We start from the raw sequence: 13,120 nt of genomic DNA, 5'->3' as shown, positions 1-13,120 counted from the left end.
TTTCGTAAAGACTCGGCGGAGGACGATTAGTTGATCGTTCGCTCGCCCGTGATCTTGGTGGCGGAATTGACCGGCGGCTCGATCTTGTAATCATAGTAGCCGGGATGCTTCGGCACGCGGCCCGCGCCGTTTTCGTTGACGATCGCATCACGGCCGGTCTCCGGACGCAATTGCTGCATGGTGTGGGCGCCCGACTTCTCCGCCGCTTCGAGCAGCGCCTTCTCGCCGCTCATGTTCGTCTGGCCGGGGTCGTTCGAGGTGGATTGACCGGTCACCGGGCTTTGTGCGTTTGCGCCCGGGTAGCCGGGGTGTTTCGGCAGCAACGCCGGATTGGCAAAGACGAAAGAAGCCGAGACCATGATGCCGATTCCTCCTGCCAGGCTCAACAAGGTCTTCATAGCACACTCCTTTGAGAAGAATGGTGAATGCGGATCATCCGAACCGAGCCGAATCTATAAAATAGTAAGGCCGGCGCCATCTTAACTGCCCCCCGTATGGCTGTCAAGATGAGCAGAGGCGGGAAACTGCCGTCCGCTCAACGCCTTCGCTGTGGACGGCGTCCCCGCCCGCGGCCGCGATAGGGCGGCCGTTGCTGTGCCGGCAAGCGAATGATGACCGCCGTCCCTTGACCCGGGCCGCTGGCGATCGAGATATGGCCTTGATGCTCTTCGACGATTTTTTTCACCGTCGCCAAGCCGAGGCCGGTCCCGGCCCGTTTCGTGGTGAAGAATGGCTCAAAGACCTTGCCGACATGCTCCGTCGGGATCGGGACCCCATCGTTCTTGATCGTAATCTGCACCTGCCGGCTTGCCCGCGGTTGGGTCACTTCGATCGTCAGATGCCCGCCCGGCGCCATCGCCTCCAGCGCGTTCTTGAAAATGCTCAAGAACACCTGCTGCATCTTGGCGTCATCGCAGCGGACAGGGTTGAGGAACCCGGGATACTCCTTCGTGACGACGATGCGATTGACTTCGAGATCGGTGGCCACCACGGTGAGGGCATTCTCGATGATCTCGGTGATCCGGTGAATGCGGCGGTTCAGTTCGAGCGGTTTCGCGAAGTCCAGGATCTCATGGAGAATGGCCTCGATCCGAATCAGGTCACGCATCGCGTTCTCGACCCGGGTCTGGGAATCGAAATCAAGAACGCCGGGCGCCGTCACCTCTTCGAGTTGCGCTCGAATCGACGCCACCGGCTCGCGGATTTCGGTGGCGAGAAAGGCGCTGAACTCGCCGAGAGCGGCCTGGCGCTCCTGCTTTCGAATCAGCGGCTCGCTGGGGACGGGTGCGAGGGAGGCTTGTGGCGCATCGCTCTGGCCCGCCTGAACCGGTGGGGCGGGGGCGACGGGCGATTGGATCAATTCCGCCGCTTTCGCGAGAAAGGGCTCCAAGGTGCGCACGTCGCTCACGTTGTACTGCATCGGTGTTTTTGACGCGAACGTCATCGTGCCGCCGACTTGGCCGCGGACGAAGAACGGCGTGACCATCGCCGACAGGTACCCATCCTTGTAGAGGTGCTTGTGATCTTGGAACCGTCCCTGGGTGCTCGCCAAATCGTGATCCACGCGCGGCTTTCGGTGGCGAACCGTCCATCCCGACGCGCTGGACTCGAGCGCGAGCCGCTGCCCGGGTTTCAAGTCCTTCTTGTCGCCCTTGATCTCGCCGGAAATCCCGAGCACTTCGACGACCCCCGCAATCGGGTCGTACCCGGTGATCCACGCGCGATCGAAAGGCAGTGCCTCACCCGCCTCGTGCAGCAGGGCGGTGGCGCGTTCTTGGGTCGCGGGAGTCGCAAAGGAGCGAGGGGCTGAGAGCGATTCGATCGGCTGTGCGGCGGTCGGTTCGTTGGTGACCAGCGAGCGGGTCCAAATGACGGTCTGATCGAACAACGACGCACGTTCCAGGGCCTTCGTAATCTCGGCGCCAACGGAATCGAGGGTCGCCTTTTCCTTCTTCGAAAACGCCGTCGATTCCTTCCGTCCCACGACCACGACGCCGTAGGTCCGCTGGCGATAGCGCAGCGGTACGCCGAGCAGCGTCCTCGCCGCCGGTGTAATCATCTTCAGCCGGAGGACCCGGTCTCCCGCCTCGCCCGCCTCACCGGCTCCCGTCGGGTGGGCGGGAGCTGCGTCTCGCAGGTCTTCGCTAGAGAGGGCGCGGAGAATCGCTTGGGTGTCGCGCGGCGTGAACCCTCGGACGACTTGCGGGATGAAAGGGCCGGTTTCCGCTGTCTGGACGGCCACCAGCGCGGGATCGAGCCCGAGTTCATTCAGCGCGGAGGTCAGCGTGCGCTGGAGCGTGGTCTGTTTCGAAGTGACGGCGGTCTCCGCGGGCGTCGGCGTAGCCATACCGGCCGACATTCTAGCAGTGGGATGACGAGCAGATCAATTGACGATCCGGGGCGGCCGACGTTCGTACGCGACTTCCCAGCGGCCGTGCTCCGAGACCCACAGATTCAACACGCTGCTCACGATGCTGATGAGTACGGCGCCGAGCAGCGCGGGCCAGAGTCCGTCGATCTGGAATCCTTTCACGAGCCATGCGACGAGCTCGAGCAGCAGCGCGTTGATCATGACCATGAACAGGCCGAGCGTCAGGATGATCACGGGCAGGGATAGCACATACAGGACCGGCCGGACGATGGCATTGAGAAGGGCGAGCACGAGCGCGGCGGCCAGTCCCGCACCAAGCGTCTCCACGTGGATGCCGGGCACGATGTAGCCGGCCAAAAACACCGCCGTCGCGGTGACGGCGAACCGAATAAGCAGTCCTCTCATCGGTCATCTCGCCCCGTTAGGTCCATTGCTGCCCGCGGCTACGGCGTGCCTTTGGGCGAGACCGTGGAAAAGCGGACTTCATTCGCTTGAAGTCCGTTGCCCTCATTGTCCGAGAACTGCACGACGACACGGTCCCCGATCTTCGGCGTCGAACCGGTCTTCTCACCGCTCGGGCGATACCGCGTCTCGGGGGTGAGCGACAGCGATACCGTCTTCCCGTCGCTTGCCTTGATCACCAGCCGATCGATCTCGGCGGCCGTCACCGTGCCCGTGACAAAATGACTGTTTTCATGCGCCCAGGTCGGGGTCGACGCGAGGGCGGCCAGCATTACTGCCAGACTTACATCGCGCAATTTCATAGCCACAGTCCTTTCCTGTCTTTGTGCTCAGTGGTGATGCTCGGGGGCCGCTGGCGGCTCGGCCGCCTCGCCGCGCAGGAACTTCTGAAATTCCTCTTCTCGGGTGCGTTCGCTTGGCGTCATCGGATTGAGCCGGCGCATTTCCTCCTGCTCCTCGCGGGTCAGCTTCGGGAGGTGCCGGATGAAATGCACCAACCCCCAGCTGTCCTTGTCTTGCTCGGGCGGCCCCGACCCCCAGGCCGGCATGGCCGTGAAGCGAATGCCGTTGTGGATGATGAAAAACAGCTCGCCGTCGGTCAGCGACTGCGTTTCTTCCTTTCGCAGATCGGGCGCCTTCGGGTACACGTTCCGGCCGATCACCGTGTCGCCGCTTCCGTCGTTTCCATGGCACGTCGCGCAGTGGTCGGCGAAATGCGACCGCGCGCGGGCCAGCTCCGCCGGCGTCGCGGGCACGGGATTCGACATCTCACGCTGAGAAGCCGGAATGGCGAGGCGGCGGAGATTGCGGGCGAGGCTCACTTCCAGCGCGTTGGGCTCGGCTTTCGCGCTGAATCCCGTGCTGAAACTCCGATAGCCAAGCCAGAGGATCGGAAGCGCGACCACGATGATGAGCGCCAAGATGATCTTTCGGCCGGTTCGCATCGCTTGCCCCTCAGCCGCACTGCTCTCTGCAGTATACCGACTCCCACAGCGCATCGCCATCGTCCGGCTGATGCGCCGATTGCGGAATCCCGTGCCGGATTCTGGCTGGTTAAGGTCTGCCGTTGGTCGTGCGACTATGCGTAGCCATGGTCCCGAAACCACCGCACGGCCTTCTCGAGCGCGATTGACGCCGGCGTCTGAGGCAGGCCTAATTCGCGTACGGCCTTGCTGCAATCGTAGTGCATCCGATACTTGGCCATGCGGACACCTTCGAGCGGGATGCGGGGCGGCCGACGCGTGACATAGTCGGCCAGCCAGCGGTTGGCATACGCGAGGGGCAGAATGGCGTGACGCGGAAGCTTGAGGCCGGGCGCCTTCACCCCGGTGAGGCGACCGAGCATGTCGAAAATATCGCGGAGCATCAAATTTTCATGGCCGAGGATATAGCGCTCGCCGATGCGGCCGCGCTCCATGGCAAGCAGATGACCAGCCGCGACGTCATCGACGTCCACGATGTTCATCCCGGTCTCGATGTAGGCCCACATGCGCCCCTTCATGAAATCCACAATCATCTGGCCGGTGGGAGTCGGCTTCACATCGCCTTCACCAACCGGCGCGCTGGGATTGACGATGACGACCGGCAGCCCTTTGCGGGCGAGCGCGAGCACCTCTTGCTCGGCAAGGTACTTGGAACGTTTATAGTGCCCCGCCATCTGGGACAGCGAGATCGGGGTCTCTTCCGTGCCCGCGCCGCCGCCGGCCGGGAGACCGATGGCGCCGATGGTACTGGTGTAGACGATGCGTTCCACTCCGACTTCGCCCGCGGTCTCGAGCAGGGTCCGGGTTCCGGCCACGTTGACGTCATAGAAGATCGACGGATCTTTGGCCCAGAGAGCGTAATGGGCCGCTACGTGGTAGAGCTGCCGGCAGCCGGTCAACGCCTTTCGCAAAGACTCGGCATCGCGGAGGTCGCCCGGCACGGTCTCCACCGGGAGGCCGGCAAGATTGCGAAGATCACTGCCGGGGCGTGCGAGAACGGCGACGTGCTCGCCTCGACGGACGAGCGCCCGGGCCACTGCGGCTCCGATGAATCCTGTTGCGCCGGTCACGAGTACTTTCATAGCGCTCAACGTTGAGTGAATGTGTTGAGTGAATGTTGAGGGAAACGGAGGGAGGCGGGTCGCCCCCTAATTCTTCCGTGATGTGATGTACCGCGCCACCTCGCGCAGCGGGTCGGCGCGATGATCGAAGGCCTCGAGCCGCGCGATCGCCCGGTCCACGCACTCATCCGCCAACCGACGCGCGCCATCGACGCCATAGAACGTCGGATAGGTCTTCTTGCCGCGTTGCGCGTCCGTCATCGCATTCTTCCCGAGTTGCTCGCGCGTGCCTGTGACATTGAGGACGTCGTCGGCAATTTGAAAAGCGAGGCCCACGTCCTCGGCATAGCGCGTGAGGTGATCCAGCTGCTCCGCGGTCGCGGACGAGACGATCCCCCCCATGCGGACCGCCGCGCGAATCAGCATTCCCGTCTTATGTGCGTGAATCGTGCGGAGGGTCGGGAGGTCGATGTCTTTGTGCTCGGCCTGAATATCGAAGACCTGCCCGCCCACCATGCCGAGATGGCCCGAGCCGACGGCCAACTCGTAGATGATACGGACCTGCCGGGCGGGGTCGAGCCGCTCCATGAGATCGGCGCGGCTGCACAGTTCGAAGGCCAGGGTGAGCAGCGCATCGCCCGCCAAGATCGCCATCGCTTCACCGTAGACCTTGTGGTTGGTCAACTTCCCGCGGCGGTAGTCGTCGTTGTCCATCGCCGGCAGATCGTCGTGGATCAAGGAGTACGTATGGATCAACTCGAGGGACGACGCGACCGGCAGGATGGCCGCCGGCGGCTCGCTGACGGCTTCAGCCGCGGCGAGCGCGAGAATCGGCCTGACCCGCTTCCCGCCCGCCAGGAGACTGTAGCGCATGGCTTCGTGCAGCGTCGTCGGCTCGGTTTTCTCGTTGGGGATGATGCTGTCCAGGAAGCGATCGACGATCAGTCGTTTCTCCTCGAGATACTGAGCAATGTTCACGGAGAACTCCTCTGCTTGCGGCGGCGAGAGAGTAGCAAACCGACTGCGGCGAGGCAAGCCGCGCTTGTCATCTCGCGCACCCGTTCGGTATACTCGCCGGTCATGAGCATTCGCAAAGCTGGCGGGGATTGGCAGCCGATGCTGCTGGGCATCGAGCCCCGGACGTGCAAAGTTTGCAAGAAGGGCCTGTACCGCAATGTCACGCTGTTTCGCGGCGGCTGGTCTCGGTGCACGCTGTGCAACGAGTTCGTGCACTACAGTTGCCTGGCCAGCGGCTCGGTCTCTTTTCTGAAGAAAAGACCGCGAGTGTGCAAGAGCTGTCAGCAGGCGAGTGAGGCACGCGAATCTGTTCCCGCCGCGGTTGCCCCGTGACACCTCTCACGTCACCCACATCGACGACAAAAGCGGCCGGTCTGTGGCAGAGCCGCTTGGCTCACCTCGTCCGCTTCGCGGTCGCGCCCGCGTTGCTCGGCATGGCGGGGTTCGTGACGGCCGATTTTGCGCTCAGCGGCGTCTATACGTGGCCGCGGACCAGCCGGATTCTCGCCCTGACGCTGACGATCGTGGTGCTGGGGTATGAGTTCATCTACAAAGAGCAGTCCGGCGGGTCCATCCACGACCGGATGAAACCGCTCGTCTACTCCTGCCTCGTGCCGTACGGTGTCGGGGCCCTCGCGTTGATCGCACTTGCTCGACTGGCTGGCTGACGGCTCGACCGTCATGTCCCCTATCTTCAAAAGCGGCGCCTTCGTGCAACAGTGCTTCTCGGTCCATCCGCTGTGTTTGACCGTCAAGCGACTGGCACCACCCGACCACCTCGTCCTCTCCTGCACGTCATGCCAACTGGCCCATCGGCTGACCCTCCGTTCGCTTCGCTCGCGCCTGCCTGGGCAAAACGAGCCGGCCGGCGAGGCCGGCGACTCGGCGTTCGATCGGCTGGCCGGCTGTGTTGAGACACACCGGGCGGCGCTCGGGGTCTCGGCCGTTGATGTCGTGCGGGATGCCGCCGAGATTCGCTGTGCCGAGTGCCGCAAGCTGTTCGTCCTCGACGTCGCGTTGTTCGAAACGCACCAACGGTAAGCGGTCACCGGATTGCAATGGAGATGCTATGGCGATGAAGGAAGAGCCGAGTGAGAAGCGACAGAATCCGCGCTTTCCGGTGGGTTTTCGCAGTTCGTTTTCATCGGTCAGCCGGGTGCAAGGGGAAGGCGTGCTCGTGAACCTGTCCGTCAAAGGGTGCCGGATCGAGAGTCGAACGGAAGTCCAACCCGGGGCCGAACTGGAACTTGAAATCCAGCTCAATGAGGCCGAGCGGCTGCGGATCGCAAACGCTGCTGTCCGGTGGTGCCGGATGCCTGCCTTCGGTGTTGAGTTCATGGACATGGCAGATGAGGACTGGAAGCGACTGTGCACGGTGATGCGGGAACTGGAGCAGCGTGACCAACGCCGACGCGAGCGGTCGTGCTGAATTCGTCGTCGCTGTTCACTTCCCAGGAGTTGCGGTTGATCGCCGACCGGGACTTCTTCCTCGCCAAGGCGCGCATCATGAAAAAGGTCCGCGGCCTGTTGGAAGAGCTGCACGGAGTGCTCCAGGGAGAGTTGCGGGATGTCGACCTCCTGACGCCGCCGGGCTTCGACCCAGCCAAATGTCAGTTTGTGAAGGGCGAGCATCTTGAAGAGTATCCCTACCAATACCTCGACTTTCCCAAACACTTCCAGGGAGATGAGAAATTCACCTTCCGCTCGTTGTTCTGGTGGGGGCACCATTTTGTCTTCGCGCTGATTCTTGAAGGCCATCTCCTTCTTCGCTACAAACAAAACATGATCAATCGCTATCATCAGGTGGCGGGGCGGGGCCTGGAGCTGGCACTCGCCCCGTCACCCTGGAACTGGCACGCGGGCGAAGGCTACACCATGTCGCTCGCCCACGATCGGAAATCGCAGGTCTCGGCCGTGCTGTCCGGCCGCCGGTTTTTCAAAGTGGTTCGCGTGATTCCGCACGACGACCCTGTCGTCGGCGAAGGTCGATTGGTCGACGTCGGCCGGGAGACGCTCCGCGCCGTGCTGCCCATTATCACCCCTTGATCGCCGGATGGTTGCGTGGCGTGGTCATTGGAAATCGGCGCGGGGCTCTACGCGCTGCTTGCGTTCGCGGTCGCAATGCTCGCGGCCAAGGAATTCGGGCGCTCGCTGGTCGGCTGGTTTCTGCTCTCGCTGCTCTTCACGCCGCTCGTGGGACTGCTGCTCTTTATCCTGCCGGCCCGTCGACGGCCGTGTCCGTATTGCGCGGAGCCGATCCAGCCGGCGGCCGTCCTGTGTCGGTTCTGCGGCCGCGAACTCGGTGGCACGGTTCAGCCACCGGCCTTGCCGATGACGACCCGCGTGGCGTTGCTGGTCCTGATCGTGGCGGTGCTGCTCGCCGCGACATCCCAGTGCCGATCACGCCTGTACTGGTGGTCGCCCGAGAATCCATCCGTTCCGGTTCGCATCGGCCCGGCGTTGATCGATTTCGCGGAGGGATGGCGAGTCATGCCTGCAACAGAGAGCGGGTGAGGTGGCTTCAAACGAAGGAGGTTCCGTGCGTCAATCGATGATGATGCTGATCGTCCTGGTCGCCGCGGCGCTGCCAGCGTGTGTCGGGCAAGACGAAACCATCAAGCTCTATCCCAAAGTGACGGAGTCGGCCAAGCCCGGCGTCTCGGTGCCGCATGACCGTCTCGTCGTGTGGATCGTGCCATTTGAAGACCGGCGGGTGACCAAGGGCGTGACGAAGCGCGTCCACGCGGCTGGAGGTCAGACGTACTACCGGATTTGGGATGAGCGACCCGGGGAAGGGCTGGCCCGGTTCCTCGCCGATTACTTGACGGCGAAGGGGTGGGACGCGAAAGTGGAGCGGACGGCCGACGCCGGTGACCGTCAACGGCCCGACGTGATTGTCACGGGACAGATCATGGACTTCTCGGCGAAGGTCAGGAGTGTGTTAGGCTCGAGCACAATCGATGTCTCGGTGCTGGTGGCCCTGCAGACGCGAGGGGACGGACAGCCAGGCGAGCGGATGACGCTTCAGGCGTCACGCAGTGAGAAGCATGTGCTGTTCGACGATCGCGACCTTCAAGAGGCCATTGCAGGGGCCATCATTGATGGGTTGGACCGATTAATGGCCGAGACGACCGTCGTCGATAGAGTCTGGCGGCCCAAGTTGGATTGACCCGGGGATACTAGACCGCCAAACGAGGACGACATGCGAGAGCGGCGGTGGGAATCGCGAGAGACGCTGGATTTCAACCAGGTGCTGGCCGTCGGCGAGCGGTTGCGGCAGCTGGGATTGAAGCCCGCCCACCCCGCCAAAGACATTATCTGCTACATCGAGGAATGGGAGGTGAAGGCGCCGGAAGACATCGATCAGTTGGACGCCTGGGCCACGGAGGATATTACCCTCGTGCTAGTGCACGAGAACTGGGAGGGTGATTTCTTCCTCTATGCGGGGGCCTTCCACACGCTCTACCGCCAACACGAAGACGTGACGACCTATTGCTCGGTCAGTCATCCCTGGCGCCTCACCGCCCGTGAGACGATTCTCCCGCGCGCCATGCTGTGGCTCGGCTTTCGCCACACGCATGCCTTTATCCGGGTTCGGCTGCAGACAAGCGAAGTCGTGACGCCCGGCGAGCGCCGAGAGGATGCACGGCGCCCGCGATGGCTTGAAGACCGTCGGCATGCCTTCGACGAAGCGATCACCCTGTTGACCCTGCCGATCCGCGTGGCCGTCGACAGAGGGCAGGTGCGGCTCGAGGCCGACTCCGCCGTGCCGTTGTTCTGCTCATGGCCGGATGCGTTCGGGCCATGTCAGTTCGAGTACAATTCGCCCGATCCGTTCGAGTTCCTCGTGCCCGCGAGCCGGCTGGTCGCGACATGGCGGGAACCCGCCACGGTACGCACCTACGTGACGGGCTTTCCAGAGCAGGTGCTCGGGCGCTTTCAGGCGCTCGATCCGGCCTCTCGGCTGGCATATCGCTGTTCGGCACATTGTGCGTTGGACGAAGTGCCGGAAATGCTACAAGCTATTGCACCGACCGGTCGACTCTATGCCACGCTGTGCGAATTTCAAAGCCAGGAGTTTCTGCCCGACGTGGAGGATGCATCTGTGATCATCGGGATCGTGGGCGCGAACGGTGCCTTTCAAATTGAAGCGAGACTGAATCGGGCGCCGCTTCCGGAAGAGGCTGTACCCGGCTGGCTTGAAAGCATGCTCGGCATGCCGGTCAGCTACGCCCCGCTCCCGCCATTCGTGTGAGCGAGCGCATGCGGCTCCTATCACTCATCCGATGTCCTGGGGCGTGAAGACGCTCGCCGCACGAATTCGCGCCGCGCTCGCCAGGCCTGTCGTTCCCGTCCTCTTCTTCTTCGCCGGTGTCACGTACGATTCGATCACGCTCACCCGCATTGACCGATTACTCGATAACCTCATTCTCCTGCTGTATCTCGCTCTCCTGGGTGTCCTGATCGTCTTAAAGGGGCGGGCTGACCGTCAGGTCGCTTCCAGCCCCGCTCCTCCGTCCGCGATCGTTGCACGGTGGGTGTCCAACGCGGAGCCGTACTACGGACGAGCGATTCAGTTTCTCTTCGGCAGCCTGTTCAGCGCCTATGCCGTCTTTTATTCGCGCAGTGCCTCGTTCACTGCGACGGCGATTTTCTTCACGCTCCTCGTGGTGCTCCTGGTCGCCAACGAGTTCTTGCACGGGCGGGTGGCGAGCGTCTCGCTCCTTGCGGCGCTGTACGCGATCGTCGCGTTCAGTTTCTTCACCTTTTTTCTTCCCGTCGTGACGGGATGGATGAACGCGGCGATGTTTCTCCTCGGTGCCGCGCTCAGTCTGTTGCTGGCACTCCGGCTGGTAGAGTTGATCGATCACGGCGCGTCGAAGGCGTCGCGTTGGCAGGCCGTGAAACGAAGTCTTCCTGCCGGCGCAGCGATCGTGATCCTCATCCTCTTTTATTTTCTGAACTGGATCCCGCCGGTGCCGCTCTCGCTGAAATTCGGCGGGGTCTATCACCACATCGCCAAATCGCCGGACGGCTTCCATCTGACGTTCGAGGAGGGCCCCTGGTATCGCCCGCTCAAGCGGTTCGACGACCGTTTTCACGGGGAAGGGCCGGTGTATTGTCTCACAGCCGTCTTCGCCCCGGTGGATCTTAAAACCACCATCTATCATCGATGGCAATATCGGCCGACGAACGGCAAGGGGCGGGTGTTCTCGACGACCGATCGGATTCCGATTCAGATCGCCGGTGGCCGGGAGGAGGGATATCGCGGTGTGACGATGAAGCAGCGGGTGGTGCCGGGTGACTGGCGTGTGGACGTGGAAACGGAAGACGGACGGGTTATCGGACGGATCGGGTTTCGGGTGGAAGCGGGAGAGGCGCTCGGGAATCAGCGAACGATTGTGTATTGAGGCGGAAGGACCTGGAGGCCCGGCTGCCGCGTGCCGCGGGCAGCCGGGCGATGCACACTCACTTCGCTTGGACGAGGATGACGGATTCCGAGGTGCCGCCTTCTGTCATGATGTGCACCGGCATCAGGCCGGTCTTCGACGGCGGAACCGTAGCTTCCAAGGTCGTGTCGTTCACGTACGTGTAGGTGGCGGTGGCCGATCCGAACGTGACGTTGTGGAAGCACTGCTTGTTCCCGAAGTTCTTTCCTTTGATCGTGATCTTATCCCCCGGCTTCACCGTGTCGGGCGTGATTTTCACGATCTTCGGATGGACCGACGGATCGCAGACCGGGGAATTGGCCACGCTCGCCGGAGGAGCGGAGTTTCCGGCATGTGCCATCGTCGCCGACAGCATCGTGAAGAGAGCGGCCGCTGCAGCCGATCGCAATCGCCGTCGTGTGTTCGCGCCTCGCTTCATCGTTGGAGCCTCCTTGTTGGGGGTCGGATCGACCCGACCGACCATTCAAGTATAGTGGAGATTCCCAAAGTGGAAGGCCGAGGAGTGGTAGTGGCTCACCGCCGTACATTTTTGGCAGTGAACGACAAATTGGCGCGTCGGAGCAGGGTCAGGACAGGGGCGGGGTACGCAGTCACGACATCGATGATCGAGGTTCGACGGAGAGCTTGGTCGTGTGCTGGAAGACGCACTTCGGGCAGGTATAATGAATGAACTGCCCCCCGGCCACCAGACGTTTCACCATAGGTATTTTGCACCATGTGCAGAGACGGTCGGGAATCGCCGGCGCCGGCGGGTTGGGGTTCGGATGGTTGGTCGGGGTCGACACGAGACGATTTTCTCCGACGCTTCCGCTGGAAGTCAATAAATTCGGAAAAGTCTCTAGACACCCGGCGGCCTCTGCTATATAGTGCGGCGCCAATTGTCGGCCGTCCACCTTTTACAGGAGGGAATCCCACGCATGAGCGCTCCCGTTTCCGCTGACACCTCGATCTTACCAACGCAGGCCGCCACGCCTGCCTCGACGGACATCACAGAAACGATCGTCGGGGAGGGACAGGCGTGGGGCCTTTCCACCGCCGTCGACCTTCACGAGTGTGACCCCGCCGCCATTCGAGACCGTGACCGGATCCACGATTATGTCGTCGCCCTCTGCGAGTTGATCGGGATGAAACGGTACGGTGAGTGCCAGATCGTCCATTTCGGCGAAGGGCGCGTCGCCGGCTATTCGATGATCCAGCTGATCGAGACGTCGTTGATCAGCGGTCACTTCGCCAACGATACCAATCGCGCCTACCTCGACATTTTCAGCTGTAAGGGGTACGATCCGGCCATCGTCGAGACCTTCTCCAAACAATTCTTCGGAGCACGCAGCAGCGTGAAATCCGTTGCTCTGCGCTATTAGCGTTCCACCGGCCATGACACCGCCGTCGGTCAAAGAGTTCTTCCGCCGCCTCCCTGAGCAGTTCGATCCGGAGGCGGCGGAAGGGCTGACGGTGGTGTATCAATTCGACCTGACCGGGCCGCACGGTGGGCAATATCAACTCGTCATCGATGATGCGGCGTGTTCAGTGCAGGAAGGCGAGCATCCGAATCCGCACGTGACGTTTTCAATGTCGGCGGAGGACTGTCTGGGCGTGTTGAGCGGACGCTTGGACGGCTACTCGGTCTTTCTCTCCGGGCGCGTGCGCGTCTCGGGGGATCTTGGGCTCGCCATGCAGCTCAAGTCTCTCTTTCCGACCGTTCATTAGCTTTCGACAAGGCTCTCCGATTCCAGATTGGTCCGGCGATCGTGCGTGGTCGCCTGAGTCGTTGCCCCG

Annotated in this window: 18 protein-coding genes; 10 read left to right on the top strand and 8 right to left on the bottom strand. The window is 62.5% G+C overall.

Going from position 1 to position 13,120, the window contains the following annotated elements; genetic code table 11:
* Positions 1 to 26: 26 nt before the first annotated feature.
* The 7 genes from AC1U7K_RS12575 to AC1U7K_RS12545 all read right to left on the bottom strand — a co-directional run bounded on the left by AC1U7K_RS12575 (position 27) and on the right by AC1U7K_RS12545 (position 5,855).
* Positions 27 to 398: a hypothetical protein gene (locus AC1U7K_RS12575; RefSeq protein WP_480251722.1), complete on the bottom strand. Its 372-nt coding sequence runs from the start codon at positions 396 to 398 to the stop codon at positions 27 to 29.
* Positions 399 to 535: 137 nt separating this feature from the next.
* A complete protein-coding gene (locus AC1U7K_RS12570) occupies positions 536 to 2,347 on the bottom strand; it encodes an ATP-binding protein (RefSeq protein ID WP_480251721.1) in 1,812 nt (603 codons plus the stop codon).
* Between the two features lie 36 nt (positions 2,348 to 2,383).
* Positions 2,384 to 2,776, bottom strand: a complete 393-nt coding sequence (locus AC1U7K_RS12565) for a phage holin family protein (protein WP_480251720.1) — start codon at positions 2,774 to 2,776, stop codon at positions 2,384 to 2,386.
* A 38-nt stretch (positions 2,777 to 2,814) separates the two neighbouring features.
* Positions 2,815 to 3,135: a hypothetical protein gene (locus AC1U7K_RS12560; RefSeq protein ID WP_480251719.1), complete on the bottom strand. Its 321-nt coding sequence runs from the start codon at positions 3,133 to 3,135 to the stop codon at positions 2,815 to 2,817.
* 27 nt (positions 3,136 to 3,162) lie between these two features.
* The gene (locus AC1U7K_RS12555; protein WP_480251718.1) at positions 3,163 to 3,777 is read right to left on the bottom strand and encodes a c-type cytochrome; all 615 of its coding nucleotides are present in this window, start codon (positions 3,775 to 3,777) and stop codon (positions 3,163 to 3,165) included.
* Positions 3,778 to 3,911: 134 nt separating this feature from the next.
* On the bottom strand, positions 3,912 to 4,898 hold the full coding sequence (gene hpnA, locus AC1U7K_RS12550; RefSeq protein ID WP_480251717.1) for a hopanoid-associated sugar epimerase: 987 nt from the start codon (positions 4,896 to 4,898) through the stop codon (positions 3,912 to 3,914).
* Positions 4,899 to 4,964: 66 nt separating this feature from the next.
* Positions 4,965 to 5,855, bottom strand: coding sequence for a polyprenyl synthetase family protein (locus tag AC1U7K_RS12545; RefSeq protein WP_480251716.1), 891 nt, complete (start codon positions 5,853 to 5,855; stop codon positions 4,965 to 4,967).
* Between the two features lie 368 nt (positions 5,856 to 6,223).
* On the opposite strand from AC1U7K_RS12545, the gene AC1U7K_RS12540 reads away from it, so the two are divergent.
* From AC1U7K_RS12540 to AC1U7K_RS12505, 8 genes are read left to right on the top strand one after another with little or no spacing between them, the layout of a single operon-like run.
* Complete coding sequence (locus AC1U7K_RS12540; RefSeq protein ID WP_480251715.1) at positions 6,224 to 6,562, top strand: hypothetical protein; 339 nt, start codon at positions 6,224 to 6,226, stop codon at positions 6,560 to 6,562.
* Positions 6,563 to 6,575: 13 nt separating this feature from the next.
* On the top strand, positions 6,576 to 6,935 hold the full coding sequence (locus AC1U7K_RS12535) for a hypothetical protein (RefSeq protein ID WP_480251714.1): 360 nt from the start codon (positions 6,576 to 6,578) through the stop codon (positions 6,933 to 6,935).
* Between the two features lie 28 nt (positions 6,936 to 6,963).
* The gene (locus AC1U7K_RS12530; protein WP_480251713.1) at positions 6,964 to 7,323 is read left to right on the top strand and encodes a PilZ domain-containing protein; all 360 of its coding nucleotides are present in this window, start codon (positions 6,964 to 6,966) and stop codon (positions 7,321 to 7,323) included.
* On the top strand, positions 7,317 to 7,940 hold the full coding sequence (locus tag AC1U7K_RS12525) for a hypothetical protein (protein WP_480251712.1): 624 nt from the start codon (positions 7,317 to 7,319) through the stop codon (positions 7,938 to 7,940). Before AC1U7K_RS12530 ends, AC1U7K_RS12525 begins: the two co-directional genes overlap by 7 nt.
* 15 nt (positions 7,941 to 7,955) lie before the next feature.
* Complete coding sequence (locus tag AC1U7K_RS12520; RefSeq protein ID WP_480251710.1) at positions 7,956 to 8,408, top strand: zinc ribbon domain-containing protein; 453 nt, start codon at positions 7,956 to 7,958, stop codon at positions 8,406 to 8,408.
* Between the two features lie 25 nt (positions 8,409 to 8,433).
* Positions 8,434 to 9,063 carry a hypothetical protein gene (locus AC1U7K_RS12515; protein WP_480251709.1) on the top strand — a complete coding sequence of 210 codons (630 nt, stop codon included), beginning with the start codon at positions 8,434 to 8,436 and terminating at the stop codon, positions 9,061 to 9,063.
* 33 nt (positions 9,064 to 9,096) lie between these two features.
* Positions 9,097 to 10,149 (top strand): hypothetical protein, encoded by a 1,053-nt coding sequence (locus AC1U7K_RS12510; protein ID WP_480251707.1) that lies wholly within the window; start codon positions 9,097 to 9,099, stop codon positions 10,147 to 10,149.
* A 31-nt stretch (positions 10,150 to 10,180) separates the two neighbouring features.
* Positions 10,181 to 11,305 (top strand): DUF2914 domain-containing protein, encoded by a 1,125-nt coding sequence (locus AC1U7K_RS12505; protein ID WP_480251706.1) that lies wholly within the window; start codon positions 10,181 to 10,183, stop codon positions 11,303 to 11,305.
* Between the two features lie 58 nt (positions 11,306 to 11,363).
* On the opposite strand, the gene AC1U7K_RS12500 is transcribed toward AC1U7K_RS12505, so the two are convergent.
* Positions 11,364 to 11,762: an IPT/TIG domain-containing protein gene (locus tag AC1U7K_RS12500; RefSeq protein WP_480251704.1), complete on the bottom strand. Its 399-nt coding sequence runs from the start codon at positions 11,760 to 11,762 to the stop codon at positions 11,364 to 11,366.
* A 499-nt stretch (positions 11,763 to 12,261) separates the two neighbouring features.
* On the opposite strand from AC1U7K_RS12500, the gene speD reads away from it, so the two are divergent.
* Together speD and AC1U7K_RS12490 are read left to right on the top strand one after the other, a co-directional pair.
* Entirely contained in the window at positions 12,262 to 12,705 is a 444-nt protein-coding gene (gene speD / locus AC1U7K_RS12495; RefSeq protein WP_480251702.1) for an S-adenosylmethionine decarboxylase, read from the top strand.
* Between the two features lie 13 nt (positions 12,706 to 12,718).
* Entirely contained in the window at positions 12,719 to 13,051 is a 333-nt protein-coding gene (locus AC1U7K_RS12490) for an SCP2 sterol-binding domain-containing protein (protein WP_480251701.1), read from the top strand.
* Positions 13,052 to 13,120: the final 69 nt, after the last annotated feature.

Source organism: Nitrospira sp. Vd2, assembly GCF_979581665.1.
Note: the sequence above shows the minus strand (reverse complement) of the source record. Positions and strands in the feature narration are given on the sequence as shown.